The organism is Marinobacter sp. NSM, assembly GCF_052380025.1.
GTDB lineage: Bacteria > Pseudomonadota > Gammaproteobacteria > Pseudomonadales > Oleiphilaceae > Marinobacter.
The window spans coordinates 297180-312259 of record NZ_JBQTCK010000003.1 but is presented as its reverse complement, the minus strand read 5'-3'; the positions used below and the strand labels follow the sequence as shown (position 1 = coordinate 312259).

General features: G+C 58.6%; 13 protein-coding genes. 2 read left to right on the top strand and 11 right to left on the bottom strand.

The window, feature by feature from the left end; all coding sequences use genetic code 11:
- Positions 1 to 4: 4 nt before the first annotated feature.
- The 9 genes from purH to ACTZWX_RS09070 all read right to left on the bottom strand — a co-directional run bounded on the left by purH (position 5) and on the right by ACTZWX_RS09070 (position 9638).
- Complete coding sequence (gene purH / locus ACTZWX_RS09110; protein WP_444713659.1) at positions 5 to 1585, bottom strand: bifunctional phosphoribosylaminoimidazolecarboxamide formyltransferase/IMP cyclohydrolase; 1581 nt, start codon at positions 1583 to 1585, stop codon at positions 5 to 7.
- Positions 1586 to 1686: 101 nt separating this feature from the next.
- A complete protein-coding gene (gene fis, locus ACTZWX_RS09105; RefSeq protein ID WP_106693883.1) occupies positions 1687 to 2004 on the bottom strand; it encodes a DNA-binding transcriptional regulator Fis in 318 nt (105 codons plus the stop codon).
- Positions 2001 to 2996 (bottom strand): tRNA dihydrouridine synthase DusB, encoded by a 996-nt coding sequence (gene dusB / locus ACTZWX_RS09100; protein WP_444713854.1) that lies wholly within the window; start codon positions 2994 to 2996, stop codon positions 2001 to 2003. The genes fis and dusB overlap by 4 nt, the downstream gene beginning before the upstream one ends.
- Positions 2997 to 3199: 203 nt before the next feature.
- The gene (locus ACTZWX_RS09095) at positions 3200 to 4465 is read right to left on the bottom strand and encodes a DUF3426 domain-containing protein (RefSeq protein WP_444713658.1); all 1266 of its coding nucleotides are present in this window, start codon (positions 4463 to 4465) and stop codon (positions 3200 to 3202) included.
- A 107-nt stretch (positions 4466 to 4572) separates the two neighbouring features.
- Positions 4573 to 5469, bottom strand: a complete 897-nt coding sequence (gene prmA / locus ACTZWX_RS09090) for a 50S ribosomal protein L11 methyltransferase (protein WP_444713657.1) — start codon at positions 5467 to 5469, stop codon at positions 4573 to 4575.
- A gap of 2 nt (positions 5470 to 5471) precedes the next feature.
- Complete coding sequence (gene accC / locus ACTZWX_RS09085) at positions 5472 to 6818, bottom strand: acetyl-CoA carboxylase biotin carboxylase subunit (RefSeq protein WP_444713656.1); 1347 nt, start codon at positions 6816 to 6818, stop codon at positions 5472 to 5474.
- Between the two features lie 18 nt (positions 6819 to 6836).
- Positions 6837 to 7301, bottom strand: coding sequence for an acetyl-CoA carboxylase biotin carboxyl carrier protein (gene accB, locus ACTZWX_RS09080; RefSeq protein WP_106693879.1), 465 nt, complete (start codon positions 7299 to 7301; stop codon positions 6837 to 6839).
- Positions 7302 to 7328: 27 nt separating this feature from the next.
- Positions 7329 to 7769, bottom strand: a complete 441-nt coding sequence (gene aroQ, locus ACTZWX_RS09075; RefSeq protein ID WP_444713655.1) for a type II 3-dehydroquinate dehydratase — start codon at positions 7767 to 7769, stop codon at positions 7329 to 7331.
- A 255-nt stretch (positions 7770 to 8024) separates the two neighbouring features.
- Complete coding sequence (locus tag ACTZWX_RS09070) at positions 8025 to 9638, bottom strand: diguanylate cyclase (protein WP_444713654.1); 1614 nt, start codon at positions 9636 to 9638, stop codon at positions 8025 to 8027.
- A gap of 195 nt (positions 9639 to 9833) precedes the next feature.
- Between ACTZWX_RS09070 and ACTZWX_RS09065 the strand changes: the two genes are divergently transcribed.
- Both ACTZWX_RS09065 and ACTZWX_RS09060 read left to right on the top strand, forming a co-directional pair.
- Positions 9834 to 11813 carry an EAL domain-containing protein gene (locus ACTZWX_RS09065; protein ID WP_444713653.1) on the top strand — a complete coding sequence of 660 codons (1980 nt, stop codon included), beginning with the start codon at positions 9834 to 9836 and terminating at the stop codon, positions 11811 to 11813.
- 25 nt (positions 11814 to 11838) lie between these two features.
- The gene (locus tag ACTZWX_RS09060; protein ID WP_152439168.1) at positions 11839 to 12891 is read left to right on the top strand and encodes a DUF2333 family protein; all 1053 of its coding nucleotides are present in this window, start codon (positions 11839 to 11841) and stop codon (positions 12889 to 12891) included.
- A 73-nt stretch (positions 12892 to 12964) separates the two neighbouring features.
- Here the strand turns inward: ACTZWX_RS09060 and ppa are convergent, their stop codons facing one another.
- Positions 12965 to 13492 (bottom strand): inorganic diphosphatase, encoded by a 528-nt coding sequence (ppa, locus tag ACTZWX_RS09055; RefSeq protein WP_058092462.1) that lies wholly within the window; start codon positions 13490 to 13492, stop codon positions 12965 to 12967.
- Between the two features lie 405 nt (positions 13493 to 13897).
- Positions 13898 to 15037 (bottom strand): acyl-CoA dehydrogenase family protein, encoded by a 1140-nt coding sequence (locus ACTZWX_RS09050; protein WP_444713652.1) that lies wholly within the window; start codon positions 15035 to 15037, stop codon positions 13898 to 13900.
- Positions 15038 to 15080 lie beyond the last annotated feature (43 nt).

Below are 15080 nucleotides of genomic sequence, written 5' to 3'. Positions count from 1 at the left end.
TTGATCAGTGACGGAAATGGCGCATGCCGGTGAAGACCATGGCAATGCCGTGCTCGTTAGCCGCGTCGATCACTTCCTGGTCGCGCATGGAGCCGCCCGGCTGGATAACGGCGGTGATGCCGGCCGCCGCAGCGGCATCGATGCCGTCCCGGAAGGGGAAGAAAGCGTCAGAGGCCATGACCGAACCTTTCACTTCCAGGCCTTCGTCGGCGGCCTTGATGCCAGCGATTTTGGCGCTGTAAACGCGGCTCATCTGGCCTGCGCCCACGCCGATGGTACGGCCGGCCTTGGCGTACACGATGGCGTTGGATTTCACATACTTGGCTACTTCCCAGGCGAACAGCAGGTCGTTCAGTTCCTGTTCGCTGGGTTGGCGCTCGGTCACTACCTTTACGTCTTCCATGGCGACCATGCCCAGGTCACGGTCCTGCACCAGCAGGCCGCCGGTCACGCGCTTGTAGTCCATGGTCTGGGCGCGCTCGCCATCGAACTCGCCGCAGGCCAGCAGGCGCACGTTTTTCTTGGCGGCGACAATCTCAACCGCTTCGGGGGCAACACTCGGGGCAATGATCACTTCCACGAACTGACGGTCAACGATGGCCTTGGCGGTGGCTGCATCCAGTTCCCGGTTAAAGGCGATGATGCCGCCGAAGGCGGACGTCGGATCAGTGGCGAAGGCCAGGTCGTAGGCCTGCAGAATATCGGTGCCGATGGCCACGCCACAGGGGTTGGCATGCTTGACGATGACACAGGCCGGGTCGGCGAAGGGCTTCACGCATTCCAGGGCGGCATCGGTGTCGGCCACGTTGTTGTAGCTCAGTTCCTTACCTTGCAGCTGCCTGGCGGTGGCGATGCAGGCTTCCTTCGGGTTACGTTCGGCATAGAACGCGGCACGCTGGTGCGGGTTTTCACCGTATCGCATGTCCTGAACCTTCACGAACTGGGCGTTGAAGGTGCGGGGGAAGTCGGCGTTGTCGTTGTCCGGTGTGCGGCCGCCCAGGTAGTTGGCGATGGCACCGTCGTATCCGGCGGTGTGCTCGAAGGCTTTTACTGCCAGGTCGAAGCGGGTGTTGTAGGTCAGTTGGCTGTCGTTGTCATCCAGTTCATTGATAACACGGCTGTAGTCGGAGGCATTCACTACGATGGCCACGTCGTTGTGATTCTTGGCAGCGGCGCGGACCATGGTGGGGCCGCCGATGTCGATGTTCTCGATGGCGGTAGCCAGATCACAGTCCGGGTTGGCCACGGTTTCTTCAAACGGGTACAGGTTCACCACCACCATGTCGATGGGGTTAATGCCGTGCTCAGCCATGATGGTGTCGTCGGTGCCGCGACGGCCCAGAATGCCACCGTGAATCTTCGGATGCAGGGTTTTCACCCGGCCGTCCATCATTTCCGGGAAACCGGTGTAGTCGGACACTTCGGTGACCGGCACATTGTTTTCCTGAAGCAGGCGGAATGTGCCGCCAGTGGAGAGCAGCTCAACGCCGCGTTCAGTCAGGGCACGGCCAAAATCGACGATGCCGGTTTTATCACTCACGCTGATCAGGGCGCGACGGACGGGGGTGTTAACCTGGTTTGCCATGGGTCACTTTCTTCGCTGTTCAGATAAGCCGGGGATAGCCTGGATATAAAGAACAAGGGCCTCGCGAACGCATCCGGGAGGCCCTTCAGGGACGAGTCTGATTATAGCAGACCGTACTGCTTGAGTTTTTTGCGCAGGGTACCGCGATTCAGTCCGAGCATGGTCGAAGCCTTGGTCTGGTTGTTGCGGGTGTATTTCATCACCTGCTCCAGCAGTGGGGCTTCCACTTCCGACAGTACCAGCTGGTAAACATCGGATACTGGGGCGCCGTCCAGTTGCGCGAAGTAGTTCTTCAGAGCAACTTCCACGCTGTCACGCAGGGTGACGCTGTTGCCGCTGTTGTTCACCGTGTGCAATTGATGCAGATCATCATTGGCCGGTGTGCTCAGAGTGTCGTTTGCCAAAGTCTCAGCGGTCATGCTGCGAATACCTCTCCATTTCGTAAGCCTGAAAAATACTGCTCGATGCTGTCTTTCTGCTCCAGCGCATCGTCGATGGCGTTGAAGCGTTTGCGGAACTGTTTGCTCTGGTCGTGGGACTGCAGATACCAGCCCACGTGTTTTCTGGCGATACGCACGCCCATTTTTTCGCCGTAGAAAGCGTGTAGCTCTGCCAAGTGTTCCGACAAGATCTGCTCCACCTCATTCAGGGGTGGTTCCGGAAGATGTTTACCGGTTTCCAGATAGTGCAGGATTTCCCGGAAGATCCAGGGCCGGCCCTGGGCGCCTCGGCCGATCAGCAGGCCATCCGCGCCAGTGTGTGCCAGTACCCGCCGGGCTTTCTCCGGCGTGGTGATGTCGCCATTGGCAAATACCGGAATACCAACGCTGGCCTTCACTTCTGCGATGGTGTCGTATTCCGCGTCGCCATTGTATTTGTCGGCACGGGTACGGCCGTGGACAGCTATGGCCTGTATCCCGGCATCTTCGGCCATTCTCGCGATCACCGGTGCGTTCCGGTTGTCCTGATCCCAGCCAGTGCGCATTTTCAGCGTGACCGGAATGTCCACCGCACTGGCTACTGCTTCCAGGATGGCCCTGACCAGCTTTTCGTCTTTCATCAGGGCAGAACCTGCCGCTTTATTGCAGACCTTCTTGGCAGGGCAGCCCATGTTGATGTCGATAATCTGGGCCCCGAAGGCGGCGTTTTGCCGCGCCGCATCGGCCAGCATGTCCGGATCGCCACCGGCAATCTGAACAGACCGGGGTTCCGGTTCGCCCTGATGGTTCAGGCGAGTCTGGGATTTGCGCGTATGCCAGAGTTTGCTGTCTGCTATGACCATTTCTGATACTGCCAGGCCGGCTCCCATCCGCCGGCAAAGCTGCCGGAAGGGTCGATCGGTTACACCGGCCATGGGTGCAACTATCAATGGGTTGGGCAGGGTATACGGCCCGATTTTTGCCGTCGGCAGCATGATCTGAGTCCGTGTCACAGCGATTTAAGCAAGATTCGGCCGGAAGCGGCTGGTTAAATTATGACCGCTTCAGTCTCCGAAGGGCGGTAATGATACCGCCGGAGGGGGTCTGATTGAAGGGGAAAAGTGCTGAAAAAATTGATTATTTTTCGTGCTTTTTGGTTGACTTTTGCGCTGTCAACTGTCGCCCCGGCCCCTCATCAGGGTGTCCAGGGCCGAAAGCTCAGGTTGTAATTGACCGCGTCGCGGCCCGGATCGCGGATACTGATCGCAATCCGTACCGGGGTCTCAGAGGGCATGGCGCTGAGAGATTCCGCCTCACCGGCAAGATATTCCGCCGGGGTAAAGGTGCTTTGCGCAACCACATCGCCGTTAAGATTGGAAAAGGTCAGGGCGATGGCCGGGAACGGCTGTTCGAAGGTGGCCCGGTTAATGATGACGGCGTCGACAATCAGTTGGGTGCGGTTGTCAGGGTCGGTCCGGACTACCAGTTTCCTGCTTTGGATGGCTTCTACGTTGATCAGCGGTTTCAGCTGGCAGCCCGCCAGTTCACAGCCTTTCTCGTAGAATGGCCGGAGCTGGGGAATGGCAGACAGCCGATCAAACTGGAACCAGGTTACCTGGGCAACCAGCGCGCCCAGTAAGGCTACAACGACGAGCGTCCACAGGGCGGTTCTCAGGCGACTGCGGCCCTGGCCAATCGATACCGGGTCGCGGCGCAGGTCCCGATACAGGGTGTCGGGCGCCTGATCAGCCTTGCGTGCCGGTTCGTTCGGGGCCGCAGGCCGGTCGTCATCGGTTGCCGCCAGCGTAAGCTCTTCGGGAGCGGTTGCAGGGCTGGTTGACTTGCTTTTGCCTGGCGCTGGCGGCTCGGGTGTTTCTTGGCTGTCGGCGGCGTCAGGTGTCCCGGATGATGGCGAATCCTGGGGTGTCAGCTGCAGATCCGGCTCAGGTTTGTTTTCCGGTTCTGGCGTTTGTGGTTCAGGTTTGGCCGGTGCTTTCGGCGCCCGTGCCGGTTGATCGTCCGCCAGCATGGCTTCCGCCCAGCTTTCGTCAACGTCCTGCTTTTCCGGGGTCAGGTCGTCATCGTGGTAGCCGGACTCTTCCGGTTCATCAAATGAGCGGAAACTGTCGCTCAGTTCGTCATCGGAAAACGTCAGCTTGCTGCCGGCATAGCGACCTTCTGTGGCATCTTCTTCCGGGTTGTCGGCAAAGATAAAGTCTTCTTCATCTTGCCCTGCGTGGGTGTCTGCGGGCGGAGGAGGGGTTTCCCCTGCTGCTTTGCCACCTGTGGCGGCTGGCGCAGCGCTGCCGGTGGATTTGACGACCTGGTGCTCAATGGCGTTGAAAACTTTCAGGCAGCTGCCACAACGGACTTTTCCCCCGGCGATACTGAGTTGTTCGTCAGTCACCCGGAAACGGGTTTCGCAATTAGGGCACTGAGTCTGCAGGCTGCTTTGGGTCATGCTTCGTTCCTGAAAGCTTGATCGCGGATAGATCGATTCTCGATCATTGATCTATCACTACATCTGTCACTACAAAGGAGGCAGTTTAGTCGTAAAGCCCGGGCTCGTCATCCGTCCTTGCGCCGTCCTGTGAGGCGCATCCAGTCTTCTTTCTGTTCCGGCTCGTCCATGGTGAACCAGGGCTCGTAGGCGTCCATCACCTCCCGGGCCTGATTGAACAGGATGCCGGACAGTACCAGATCCCCGCCGGGCCTGGTCAGTTCCGCCAGTCTCGGAGCCAGGCCAATGAGCGGTTGGGCCAGGATATTGGCCAGCATGATGTCGGCTCGGGTGTCCGGATCCTTACCGGGCAGGAAGAGATCCAGACGGTTGTCTTCCACGCCGTTCCGACGGGCATTGTCCCGGCTGGCTTCCAGCGCTTGCGGATCGGTATCCACGCCAATGACATGGTCCGCGCCGAGCAGCAGGGCGGCCAGGCCCAGGATGCCGGAACCGCAGCCGTAGTCTGTCACCTGCTTGCCTGCAACATCCTGGCCGTCAAGCCATTCCAGGCACAGCGCCGTGGTGGGGTGGGTGCCGGTGCCGAAGGCGAGGCCCGGGTCCAGCAGCAGGTTGGCCGCATCCGGGTCTGGCGCTTCGTGCCAGCTGGGGACAATCCACAGGCGCTTGCCAAACTGTAGGGGATGGAAGTCGTCCATCCAGGCCCGTTCCCAGTCTTTGTCTTCTACCAGGGTAACGTCGATTTCGGGTAGGGACTGCTGGGTTTGCTGATGCCAGGCGTCGCGGATATCCGCTAACAGTTGCTCGGTGTTGCGGTCGGACTGGAACAGGCCGGTAACCGTGGTCTGGCTCCATAAGGGGGTAGTGCCAGGGTCGGGTTCGTACAGGGGCTGGTCGGCTGCGTCTTCCATGGAAACGGCGTCTGCGCCCATTTCCATTAACAGGTCTTCCAGCTGATCCGCGGTGTCCGGATCAGCTGGAATCTGGAGTTGTATCCAGGGCATGGTTAATCCCGCATCAGTTTCTCAAGGTAGTGGATGGTGAAGTCTACCTGTTTAAAGCCACCATCGCGTACCAGTTTTCGATGCAGGGGTTGGTTGGTCTTGATGCCCTCGACCAGCATTTCGTCCAGCGCGTTCTTCATACGCCGGCGCGCGATTTCCCGATCGTCGCCCCAGGTGATCAGTTTGGCCACCAGGGAATCGTAGTACGGCGGAACGGTGTAGCCGCTGTACAGGTGGGAATCGACACGAATGCCATTGCCACCCGGAGCATGGAAATGCTTGACCTTGCCCGGGCTGGGTACGAAGGTTTGCGGGTCTTCGGCGTTGATCCGGCACTCGATGGCGTGGCCGGAGATATGGATTTCGTCCTGGCTGTATTGCAGCGGCAGGCCGCTGGCAATGCGCAGCTGCTCACGGACGATATCAACACCGGTCACCATCTCCGAGACCGGGTGCTCAACCTGTACTCGGGTGTTCATCTCGATGAAATAGAACTCGCCGTCCTGGTACAGGAATTCAAAGGTGCCGGCACCCACGTAGCCGATTTCCTTGCAGGCGTCGACGCAGGCCTTGAGCGTGCGTTCCCGGGATACCGGGTCAACATTCGGGGCCGGGGCTTCCTCGATGACTTTCTGGTTCCGCCGCTGCATGGAGCAGTCCCGGTCGCCAAGATGTATCACGTTGCCGTGCATGTCCGCCAGTACCTGAATCTCCACATGGCGTGGTGTTTCCAGGAACTTCTCCAGATAGACCGTCGGGTCGCCAAAAGCGTTCTTGGCCTCGGTCTGGGTGATTTGTACCGCTTTCAGCAATGCAGCCTCGGAATGCACCACCTGCATGCCACGACCACCACCACCGGAAGCGGCCTTGATCATTACCGGGTAGCCGATCTGGCGGGCCACCTGGAGGGTGCGCTCGTCGTCGTCCGTCAGCGGGCCGTCAGACCCGGGCACGGTGGGTACGCCGGCCTTCTTCATGGCTTCAATGGCAGATACCTTGTTGCCCATCAGGCGGATGGTTTCCGCCTTCGGTCCGATAAAGCGAAAGCCGCTTTTCTCGACCTGCTCAGCAAAGTCGGCATTTTCAGCCAGGAAGCCGTAACCCGGGTGAATGCCTACGGAGTCCGTTACTTCTGCAGCGCTGATGATGGTCGGGATGTTCAGGTAGCTTTCCGTCGCGCTGTTGGGACCGATGCAGACGGTTTCGTCAGCGAGACGAACGTGCATAAGGTCGCGATCAACCTGCGAGTGCACGGCTACCGTCTTGATGCCCAGCTCTTTGCAGGCGCGGAGGATTCGCAGGGCGATTTCACCGCGGTTTGCGATCAGAACTTTTTCTAACATGGCCATGGTTAACAATCACCGAATTCAGGAAATGACGACCAGGGGCTGGTCAAACTCCACCGGCTGGCCATTCTCGACCAGGATTTCGGTGATGGTGCCGGCCTTGTCAGCCTCGATCTGGTTCATCATCTTCATGGCTTCCACAATGCAGATGACATCACCAACGTTTACCTTCTGGCCAACTTCGACAAACGCTGCAGCGCTCGGGGACGGTGAGCGGTAGAAGGTGCCCACCATCGGAGATTTCACTGCATGACCATTGATGGCGGCTGGTGCAGAGGTTTGTTCAGCCGGCGCTGCCTCGGGTGCTGGGGTCGGTGCCGGAGCCTGGGGCGCGGGTGCTGAGTAATGGCTCACGTAATGGCCACCGGAGGCCTGTTCCCGACGGCGCGATATACGAACTGAATCGTCACCCTCGTGAATCTCCAGCTCCTCGACGTCTGACTCCTCGAGCAGTTCAATCAGTTTCTTGATTTTACGAATATCCATAACTGTTCCAGTCCCGTTGTCTCTGGTCTATCGGTGAATTCGTTGCAGTGCAGCCTGCAGGGCAAGGTCGTAGCCCTGGCTGCCCAGCCCGCAGATAACCCCTTCGGCGATATCTGAAAAATAGGAGTGATGGCGGAAAGGTTCCCGCGCATGCACATTCGATAAATGTACTTCTATAAACGGTATGCCGGAGGCCAGCATGGCGTCCCGCAGTGCGACACTGGTATGGGTGAAGGCAGCTGGATTGATAATGATGAAATCCACACCTTCAACCCGGGCCTCGTGTACCCGTTCAATCAGTTCGTACTCTGCATTGGATTGCAAATGCAGCAGGTGGTGACCTTGCTCGGCCGCTTTCTGGTGCAAGCGGTCGTCAATATCGGCCAGTGTTTCATAGCCATAGACCTCGGGCTCCCGGGTGCCGAGCATGTTGAGATTAGGGCCATGGAGCACAAGTATGGTCGACATGGTTCTGTCTGCCTTGGTGTTTTACAGGATCGCCGAAGATAACGGCACGTTACCCCAATGGTGCGTACTTGTTAGCCTCAGATCAACACTTTTTGACAATCTTGCCTGTCGTACATTGGTCTTAAAAAGGGTACACAGCAATTGCTGTACACGCGATGACATTTCGTTGATGACAATTATTGTCGATGAAGGAGGGCTGTGCCGGTATTCGACATTGGTTTCATGGGGCCGGGCAGGGCGCCCGGCCCGAAGGGATCAGGCGTCTGCCAGGGTAACGCAGTTACGACCATGTTCCTTGGACGTGTAAAGCGCCCGGTCTGCGCGCTCGCACAGGGACTGGGCGCTGTCACCCTGCCAGGCGGAGATGCCGCAACTGAAGGTGACGTTGAATTCCCGGTCGCCGGCCGGCTGTACCAGCTCGGAGAAGCGCTCGCGGATTTCATTCAATACGTTGCGGGCGTCACCGGGCCGTGTGTTGGGCAGAATGATCGCAAACTCCTCACCACCATAACGCCCGATGTGATCCGTTTTTCGCAGTCGCTGCTTGAGAAACATCGACAGGCTTCGCAGCACCCGGTCGCCAATGGGGTGGCCAAAGGTGTCGTTAACCTTTTTGAAGTAGTCGATGTCGAGCATTGCGAAACACAGGAGTTGGTCTTTCTGCCGGGCCCGCACGATTTCCTGCTCCAGCAGATGCAGGGTATGGGTGTGGTTATACAGGCCGGTGAGGCTGTCGCGAATCATCAGTGCCAGCAATGACCGGGCCCGGCGGCCACGGTTGTGCAGAGTGGCAATCAGGTGCTTGGGGTCGATGGGCTTGGTCAGGAAATCGTCGCCCCCCAGGCTCATAGCGTGCAGCTGCTTGCTGACGTCTTCTTCCGCGGACAGGTAAATGATGGGAACGCTGTGGAAGCGATCCTGCTGACGGATCACCCGGGCGATCTCCATGCCGGTGCAGCCGGGCATGTACATGTCCAGAATGATGATTTCCGGAGAAAACTCTTCCAGGGCGTGAATGATCTGCATCGGATCGGTGATGATGTGGGCGGTCATGCCCGCTTTCTTTAGCACCGTTTCCATGTATTTGGCCTGGGCCCGGGAGTCATCCAGAACCAGCACCTTGTAGGGCTCGACCGTATTGCCGTGGGTGTAGGTTTCGATCTTTTCGATCAGCTGGCCGGGGTCCACCGCCGGGTAGAAAAACTCCTCGCCACCACACCGGGATGCTCGCAGGCGGGTTTCAATACTGCCGTCTTCATCGCTCATGAAGATGATCGGTATGGGCGTGTCGTGCTGCTCCTGTAGCTGCTCCACAGTGGCAATGCCACTGTTGGTGTCGCCGCCAAAGTTGACATCCATGAGGATGGTTTCCGGCTTGCTCAGGGCGCAGGCTTCAATCAGGTCAGAGGCACTGCTGAACGCGGACGCCCGGAACCCGAAAAATTCCAGCTGGCGGATCAGGCGGGCGGCCATTTCACCGTTGGACAGTGCAATGTAGACCGGTGTGCGTCGGTATTGCTGGGGTGTGTCGGAGGTTTCCTGGTCGGTACGGCGTTGGGTGCAATGGCGCAGAGTCTCGGTGGCATCTTCCAGTTGCCGCGCCTGGTCATCCTCAAGGGGGGAGCTCTGGTGCCAGTGCTCTAGCAGTCCCAGGATGTGCTCCGCAGCGGCGGCATGGCTCTCCATTTCGAACCGTTTGGCATAGCGGACCAGCTTGTCCGTTGCCGAGACCAGCTCATCGCGGTAAACCGCGGCTTGATCCCTGTCTTCGCGAATCTTCTGCCAGGTATCCAGAACCACCCTGGCCTGGGTGGTCACACGGCGGGCGAAATGCTGCCTGAGTTTTTCTTTCTGGCTTTCGTCGTTCATTGTGCTCCGGCCTGTCTGTTTTCATTTTTTGATGGTCCGATCCGGCAGGACTGACTTTTTAACCTTAGTCCTTTTGCAGAGTCTATAGTGTTTAATGTTGTCGGCGTAGGTTGCGCTATGTAAATGTTTGTCAACTCTGCGGTACAGGTCACAGACACTTATCAAACCAATTATCGGACCGGAGCCCCAGCAGCTATGGCGGGGATGCTTGGAAAGAGAGATCAGCAGCACGGCGTGATTACGCTTCAGGGGCTATTACTGGTGTTTACCGGTGGCTTGCTGTTGCTCATTCTCACGGTGGCGTTCATCACCAGTTTCGGCTATTTTCGGGGCTACGTAGCCGATCAGCTCGGTGACCATGCCCGGGACGGCGCCACGGCCACGGGCTTATCCTTGTCGAACGCCATTGATGGCTCAGATCCGGTGGCAGCTGCGTCGCTGATTGATGCCGTGTTCGACAGTGGCCGGTACTTGTCTGTGGAATACCTTGATCACAGTGATAGCCTAATTGCGGGCAGAAGAATGCCGCTTCAGGGTACTGCCGCCCCTGGCTGGTTTATCCGTTTGGCCTCCCTGCCTCGGCCAATGGCTGAGGCCGAAGTCGTGCGTGGCTGGAGTCGTCTGGGCAAGGTTCGTGTGGTCAGTCATCCGGGCCGGGCTTACGACGATCTCTGGCGCATTACCGTGGGACTGTTGGTGGGCGTGCTGGCCATCGGCGGTGCCGGTCTGGTCGTCCTGCACCTGTTGCTGGGGCGAATACTCAGCCCGCTGAAAGCGTTGGAAGCTCAGGCCAGGGCTTTGGGACAGCGGGATTTTCGGAAACGGGTCGACATCAAGTCAACCCGGGAACTGAACCAGGTTACCGAAGCCATGAATCAGATGGCGGATGACCTCGGCCAGTTGTTTGAGGGGCAAGGCAAGCTGATCCAGCATTTGCGCAAGGTGAACAACGAAGATCCCGTGACCGGCCTGGCCAGTCGGAGTGCCTTTGATCAGCGACTGCGGGCTGAGCTTGAATCCGAGGAAAAGGCTGCCCCGGGCGTGCTGATTATGATCCAGCTCGGCTTTTTCGTTGACTACAACAGGGCCTATGGCCGCAGCGAGGGCGACCTGCTCCTGAAGCAGATTGCCGGGTGTCTGCAGCGCTTTGTGAAGCGGCACACTGAATCTTTCGCTGGGCGCAGGACGGGGGCTGAATTCGCGGTTTTCCTGCCGGGCGCATCCGCGGCAGATGTCCGGGTGTGGGCGGAAGAACTGGTGGCGGAACTTGATGGGCTTTATGCGGATCATGCCGCACCGATGGATACTATCGTGCATGCCGGGCTCGCGGTGACAGCCGAAGGGTTAGGTAGCCGGGACCTGCTGGCAGCTGCCGATGAGGCCCTGGTGGCGGCCCAGCAGCGGAATGAATCCTGCTGCTGGCTGTCCGAAACCGGCCTGGAGAACCACCACAACATGGAAACCTGGCGGGTGATCATCAGCCAGGCGATACGTGACCGCAGTTTGTCGCTGTGGTTACAGCCCATGGTTCAGGGTGGTGAGCAGTCGGTGGTTCACTATCAGGTGTTTTCCCGTATCAACAGTCCTGAAGGGGTTCTCAAGGCAGGTTTGTTTGTACCTGTGGCCGAGCGCCTCGGGCTAATCAAGGACATCGACCGGCTGCTGATCGAGCGGGTTCTGGAGCGCCTGGCGAGCCATCCGGGGGAGCGCCTGGCGGTATCCCTGGGGAGTGCGTCCGTTGCTGACCCGGAGTTCCGGAGGGATCTGCTGGCGAGTCTTGGGCAGGCAGGGCCTCTGGTCAGTCGTCTTTGGGTTGGGGTGGCCGAGCAGACCATTCACCATCACCGCAAGGATGTCAGCACGCTGGTTCGAGAGCTCGTCCGGCTCGGGGTGCCGGTTCTGGTGGATCGTTTCGGGGTGGGGGGCGTGCCGTTCAGCTACCTGAAGAATCTGCCGTTCCGGGCCATGCGTATCGATAACAGCTTCATCCATAACCTCGACAGCCATGATGAAAATCGCTTCTGGCTGGAGTCCGTGCTGGCCATTGCGCGCAGCCGGGGCGTGAAGGTTTTTGCGACAGGAGTGGAAACGGCAGCAGAATACTCGGTACTCTGTAGGTTGGGTATTGATGGAGCCATGGGATACCATCTTGGCAGGCCATTTGCCGCTGACTGACAACTGACGGGAGACTTGCAGCCTTATGCCAGGCAAAATCACACAGTACTTCAGGGACAAGAAAGACGATATGCAGGATTACACCGGAGGCAACGGTGTCATTGGCAAATTTGTTCTGGTGATCCTGTTGGTATATCTGGTAATAACCACCATTCTTGGTATGTACTGGAGCAGTGAGCCAGATACCTTTTCTGTGCGAGAGCATACCCGCGCCCTCGCCAATGACATGGGCCGGGAGCCGGTGACCGGTTTTGCCACCACGGCCACCATGATCCAGCTTGCCGAAACCTTGCTGGACAAACCCGGTGGCTATATTTCCAACGATATTTTCCCGCCCGGGTTGTGGATGGATAACATGCCCAACTGGGAGTTTGGTGTGCTGGTACAGTTGCGGGATCTGTCCAGAGCCATGCGTAAGGACATCAGCCGTTCTCAGAGCCAGTCTGCTGAAGACGCGGACCTGATCATCGCCGAGCCGCAGTTTCATTTTGACAGCGGTAGCTGGGCCATTCCCTCCACGGAGCGGGAGTACCGTCGGGGCATTAATGCGCTGAAACGATACCTGGACCGGCTGTCTCATCCGGAGCAGCCCAACGCCCAGTTTTTTGCCCGTGCTGACAACCTCAATAACTGGCTGGCAGACCTTGAAACCCGGTTGGGCAGCCTGTCACGAACGCTCAGCGAGAGTGTTGGGAAAGCCTCGGTTTCGGAAGCCCTGGCGAACGTCAACCCGGATGATCCGCTGGCGGAAGACACGGGTGGTGATGACGTGAAAACGCCCTGGACCAAAATTGATGACGTGTTCTATGAGGCCCGGGGCAGCGCCTGGGCATTGTTGCACATCTTCAAGGCCATTGAGGTGGATTTCCGCAAGGTACTGCAGGACAAAAATGCCATGGCCAGCGTGAAGCAGATCATTATTGAGCTTGAGGGCACGCAACAGCCCATGTGGAGCCCGGTGATTCTGAATGGCAGTGGCTTCGGAGTGCTGGCAAATCACTCACTTACCATGGCGGCCTATCTGTCGCGGGCGAACGCGGCCATCAGTGATATGCGGGATCTGCTGTCCAGGGGCTAAGAGACCAGATCTCGCGCACAAAAAAGCCGGGCAGTTGTGATGACTGCCCGGCTTTTCTTTGCCTGAAGTGCGATCAGCCTTTGTAGGCGTTAACCGCGTCTTCAATGGCTTTTTTGGCTTCGGAGGCGTTGCCCCAGCCCTGTACCTTCACCCACTTGCCGGGCTCCAGCGTCTTGTAGTTTTCGAAGAAGTGACGGATCTGGTTGCGCAGCAGCTCCGGCAGGTCGTCGATCTCTTTGACATCGTGGTAGGTGGTGGTCAGCTTGTCATGGGGTACCGCAACCAGCTTGGCATCACCACCGGCTTCGTCTTCCATGTTCAGCACGCCTACCGGGCGACAGCGAATAACGCAGCCGGCCTGGATGGGGTAAGGGGTAACAACCAGCACATCGATGGGATCGCCGTCATCAGCAAGGGTGTGGGGGATGAAGCCGTAGTTGGCCGGATAGAACATGGGGGTGGCCATGAACCGGTCAACCAGCAGGGCGCCCATGTCTTTGTCCAGCTCGTACTTGACCGGGGAGCTGTTGGCCGGAATCTCGATGGCTACGTAGATGTCTTCTGGCGGGTTCTTGCCAGCGGGGATGTTGTCGAATTGCATGTGCGATCCTTCCTGCTACGTTAAGGTACGTTTAACTGCGTTCAAAAAGTGGGCGCAATTATACGGAAGTCTCCTGCCATTCGAAACTAAACCTTGGTCTGTGGCTTAACTGTGGTGCAAGCACCGGTGAGGTGGGCCTTCCCAAAACACGCTACAAGCACGTCCGTGTGCGCTCCGTTCGGGCCATCCCTGGCCCTCAAGGGTTTTGGGAAGGCCCACCTCACCGGCGCCCAAAGTCTCAGACATACCTTCAGAGACCCCTCCAAGCTCAGAGGGGGCGTGTTGGGAGCCTTTCCCAAAACTGTGCGGAGCCATGGATGGCGGAGCCCAAGCGCCACATGGACGTGCCGAAGGAGCGTGTTTTGGGAAAGGCTCCCAACATGCCCCATGCACCGAATAAGAGGGCTACAGCTTGATTTGTTTGGCAATCAGCTCCTTCATGATCTCCGTGGTGCCGCCGCCAATGGACAGAATCTTGGCATCCCGATACAGCCGCTCTACCACGGATTCCCGCATGTAGCCCATGCCGCCGAACAGCTGAACCGCCTCACGGGTAACCTTTTCGCACACGTCCACAGAGAAATTCTTGGCCATGGCCACCTGTTTGATCGGGTTCTTGCCGGCCTGCATCAACGCGGCGCAGCGGTAGGTGTATTCCCGGGCGATGTCGATCTGAGTGGCCATGTCCACCAGTTTGTGGCGGGTGACCTGGAAGCCGGCGATGTTGCGGCCGAAGGCCTGGCGTTGTTTGGTGTAGTCCAGGGCCGCCTCGTAGGCCAGTTGGGCGGTCATGTAGGCCATGATGGACAGACTCAGGCGTTCGGCCAGGAAGTTGCTCATGATGGCGATAAACCCGGCGTTTTCGGCGCCAATCAGGCGATCTGCCGGTACCCGGCAGTCTTCAAAGAACAGCTCGGCAGTGTCGCTCGCCCACCAGCCCATTTTCTTGAGCTTTTTGCCGGTGGAGAAGCCCGGGGTGTCCTTGTCGATCAACAGCAGACTGATGCCGGCGTGGCCCTCGCCGCCGGTGCGCACGGCCACGGTGTAGTGGTCGGCGCGGATGCCGCTGGTGATGAAGGTTTTGCTGCCGTTGACGATGTAGTGATCGCCATCTTTTACCGCCCGGGTCTTCAGGTTCGCCACGTCGGAGCCGCCGCCGGGCTCGGTGACGGCCAGGGCGGCAATTTTTTCACCGCGCAGAACGGGAGGCACGATCTGCTCCCGAATCTCTTTTTTAGCCCACTTGGCCACCGGCGGCAGGCCGATGTCCAGGGAGCCGATGCTGGCCACAAAGCCACCGGAGGTGGAACGCATCAGTTCTTCGGAAACCGCCACTTTCATAAAAATGTCACCCTCAGCGATGCCGCCCAGAGCCTCAGGGAAGCCAATGCCCAGAAGCCCTGCGTTGCCTGCGAGCTGGTAGATTTCCCGGGGGAATTCGCCGGCTTCTTCCCAGTCGTCTATGTAAGGGCGTACGTGGGTTTCGATAAATTTGTGCGCGGTCTGGCGCACCTGCTCGTGGGTTTCGTTGAAGTAGTCAGACACGGATTCGCTCCCGGTGTACTTGTTTTTCGATGGAAGAAGTGTC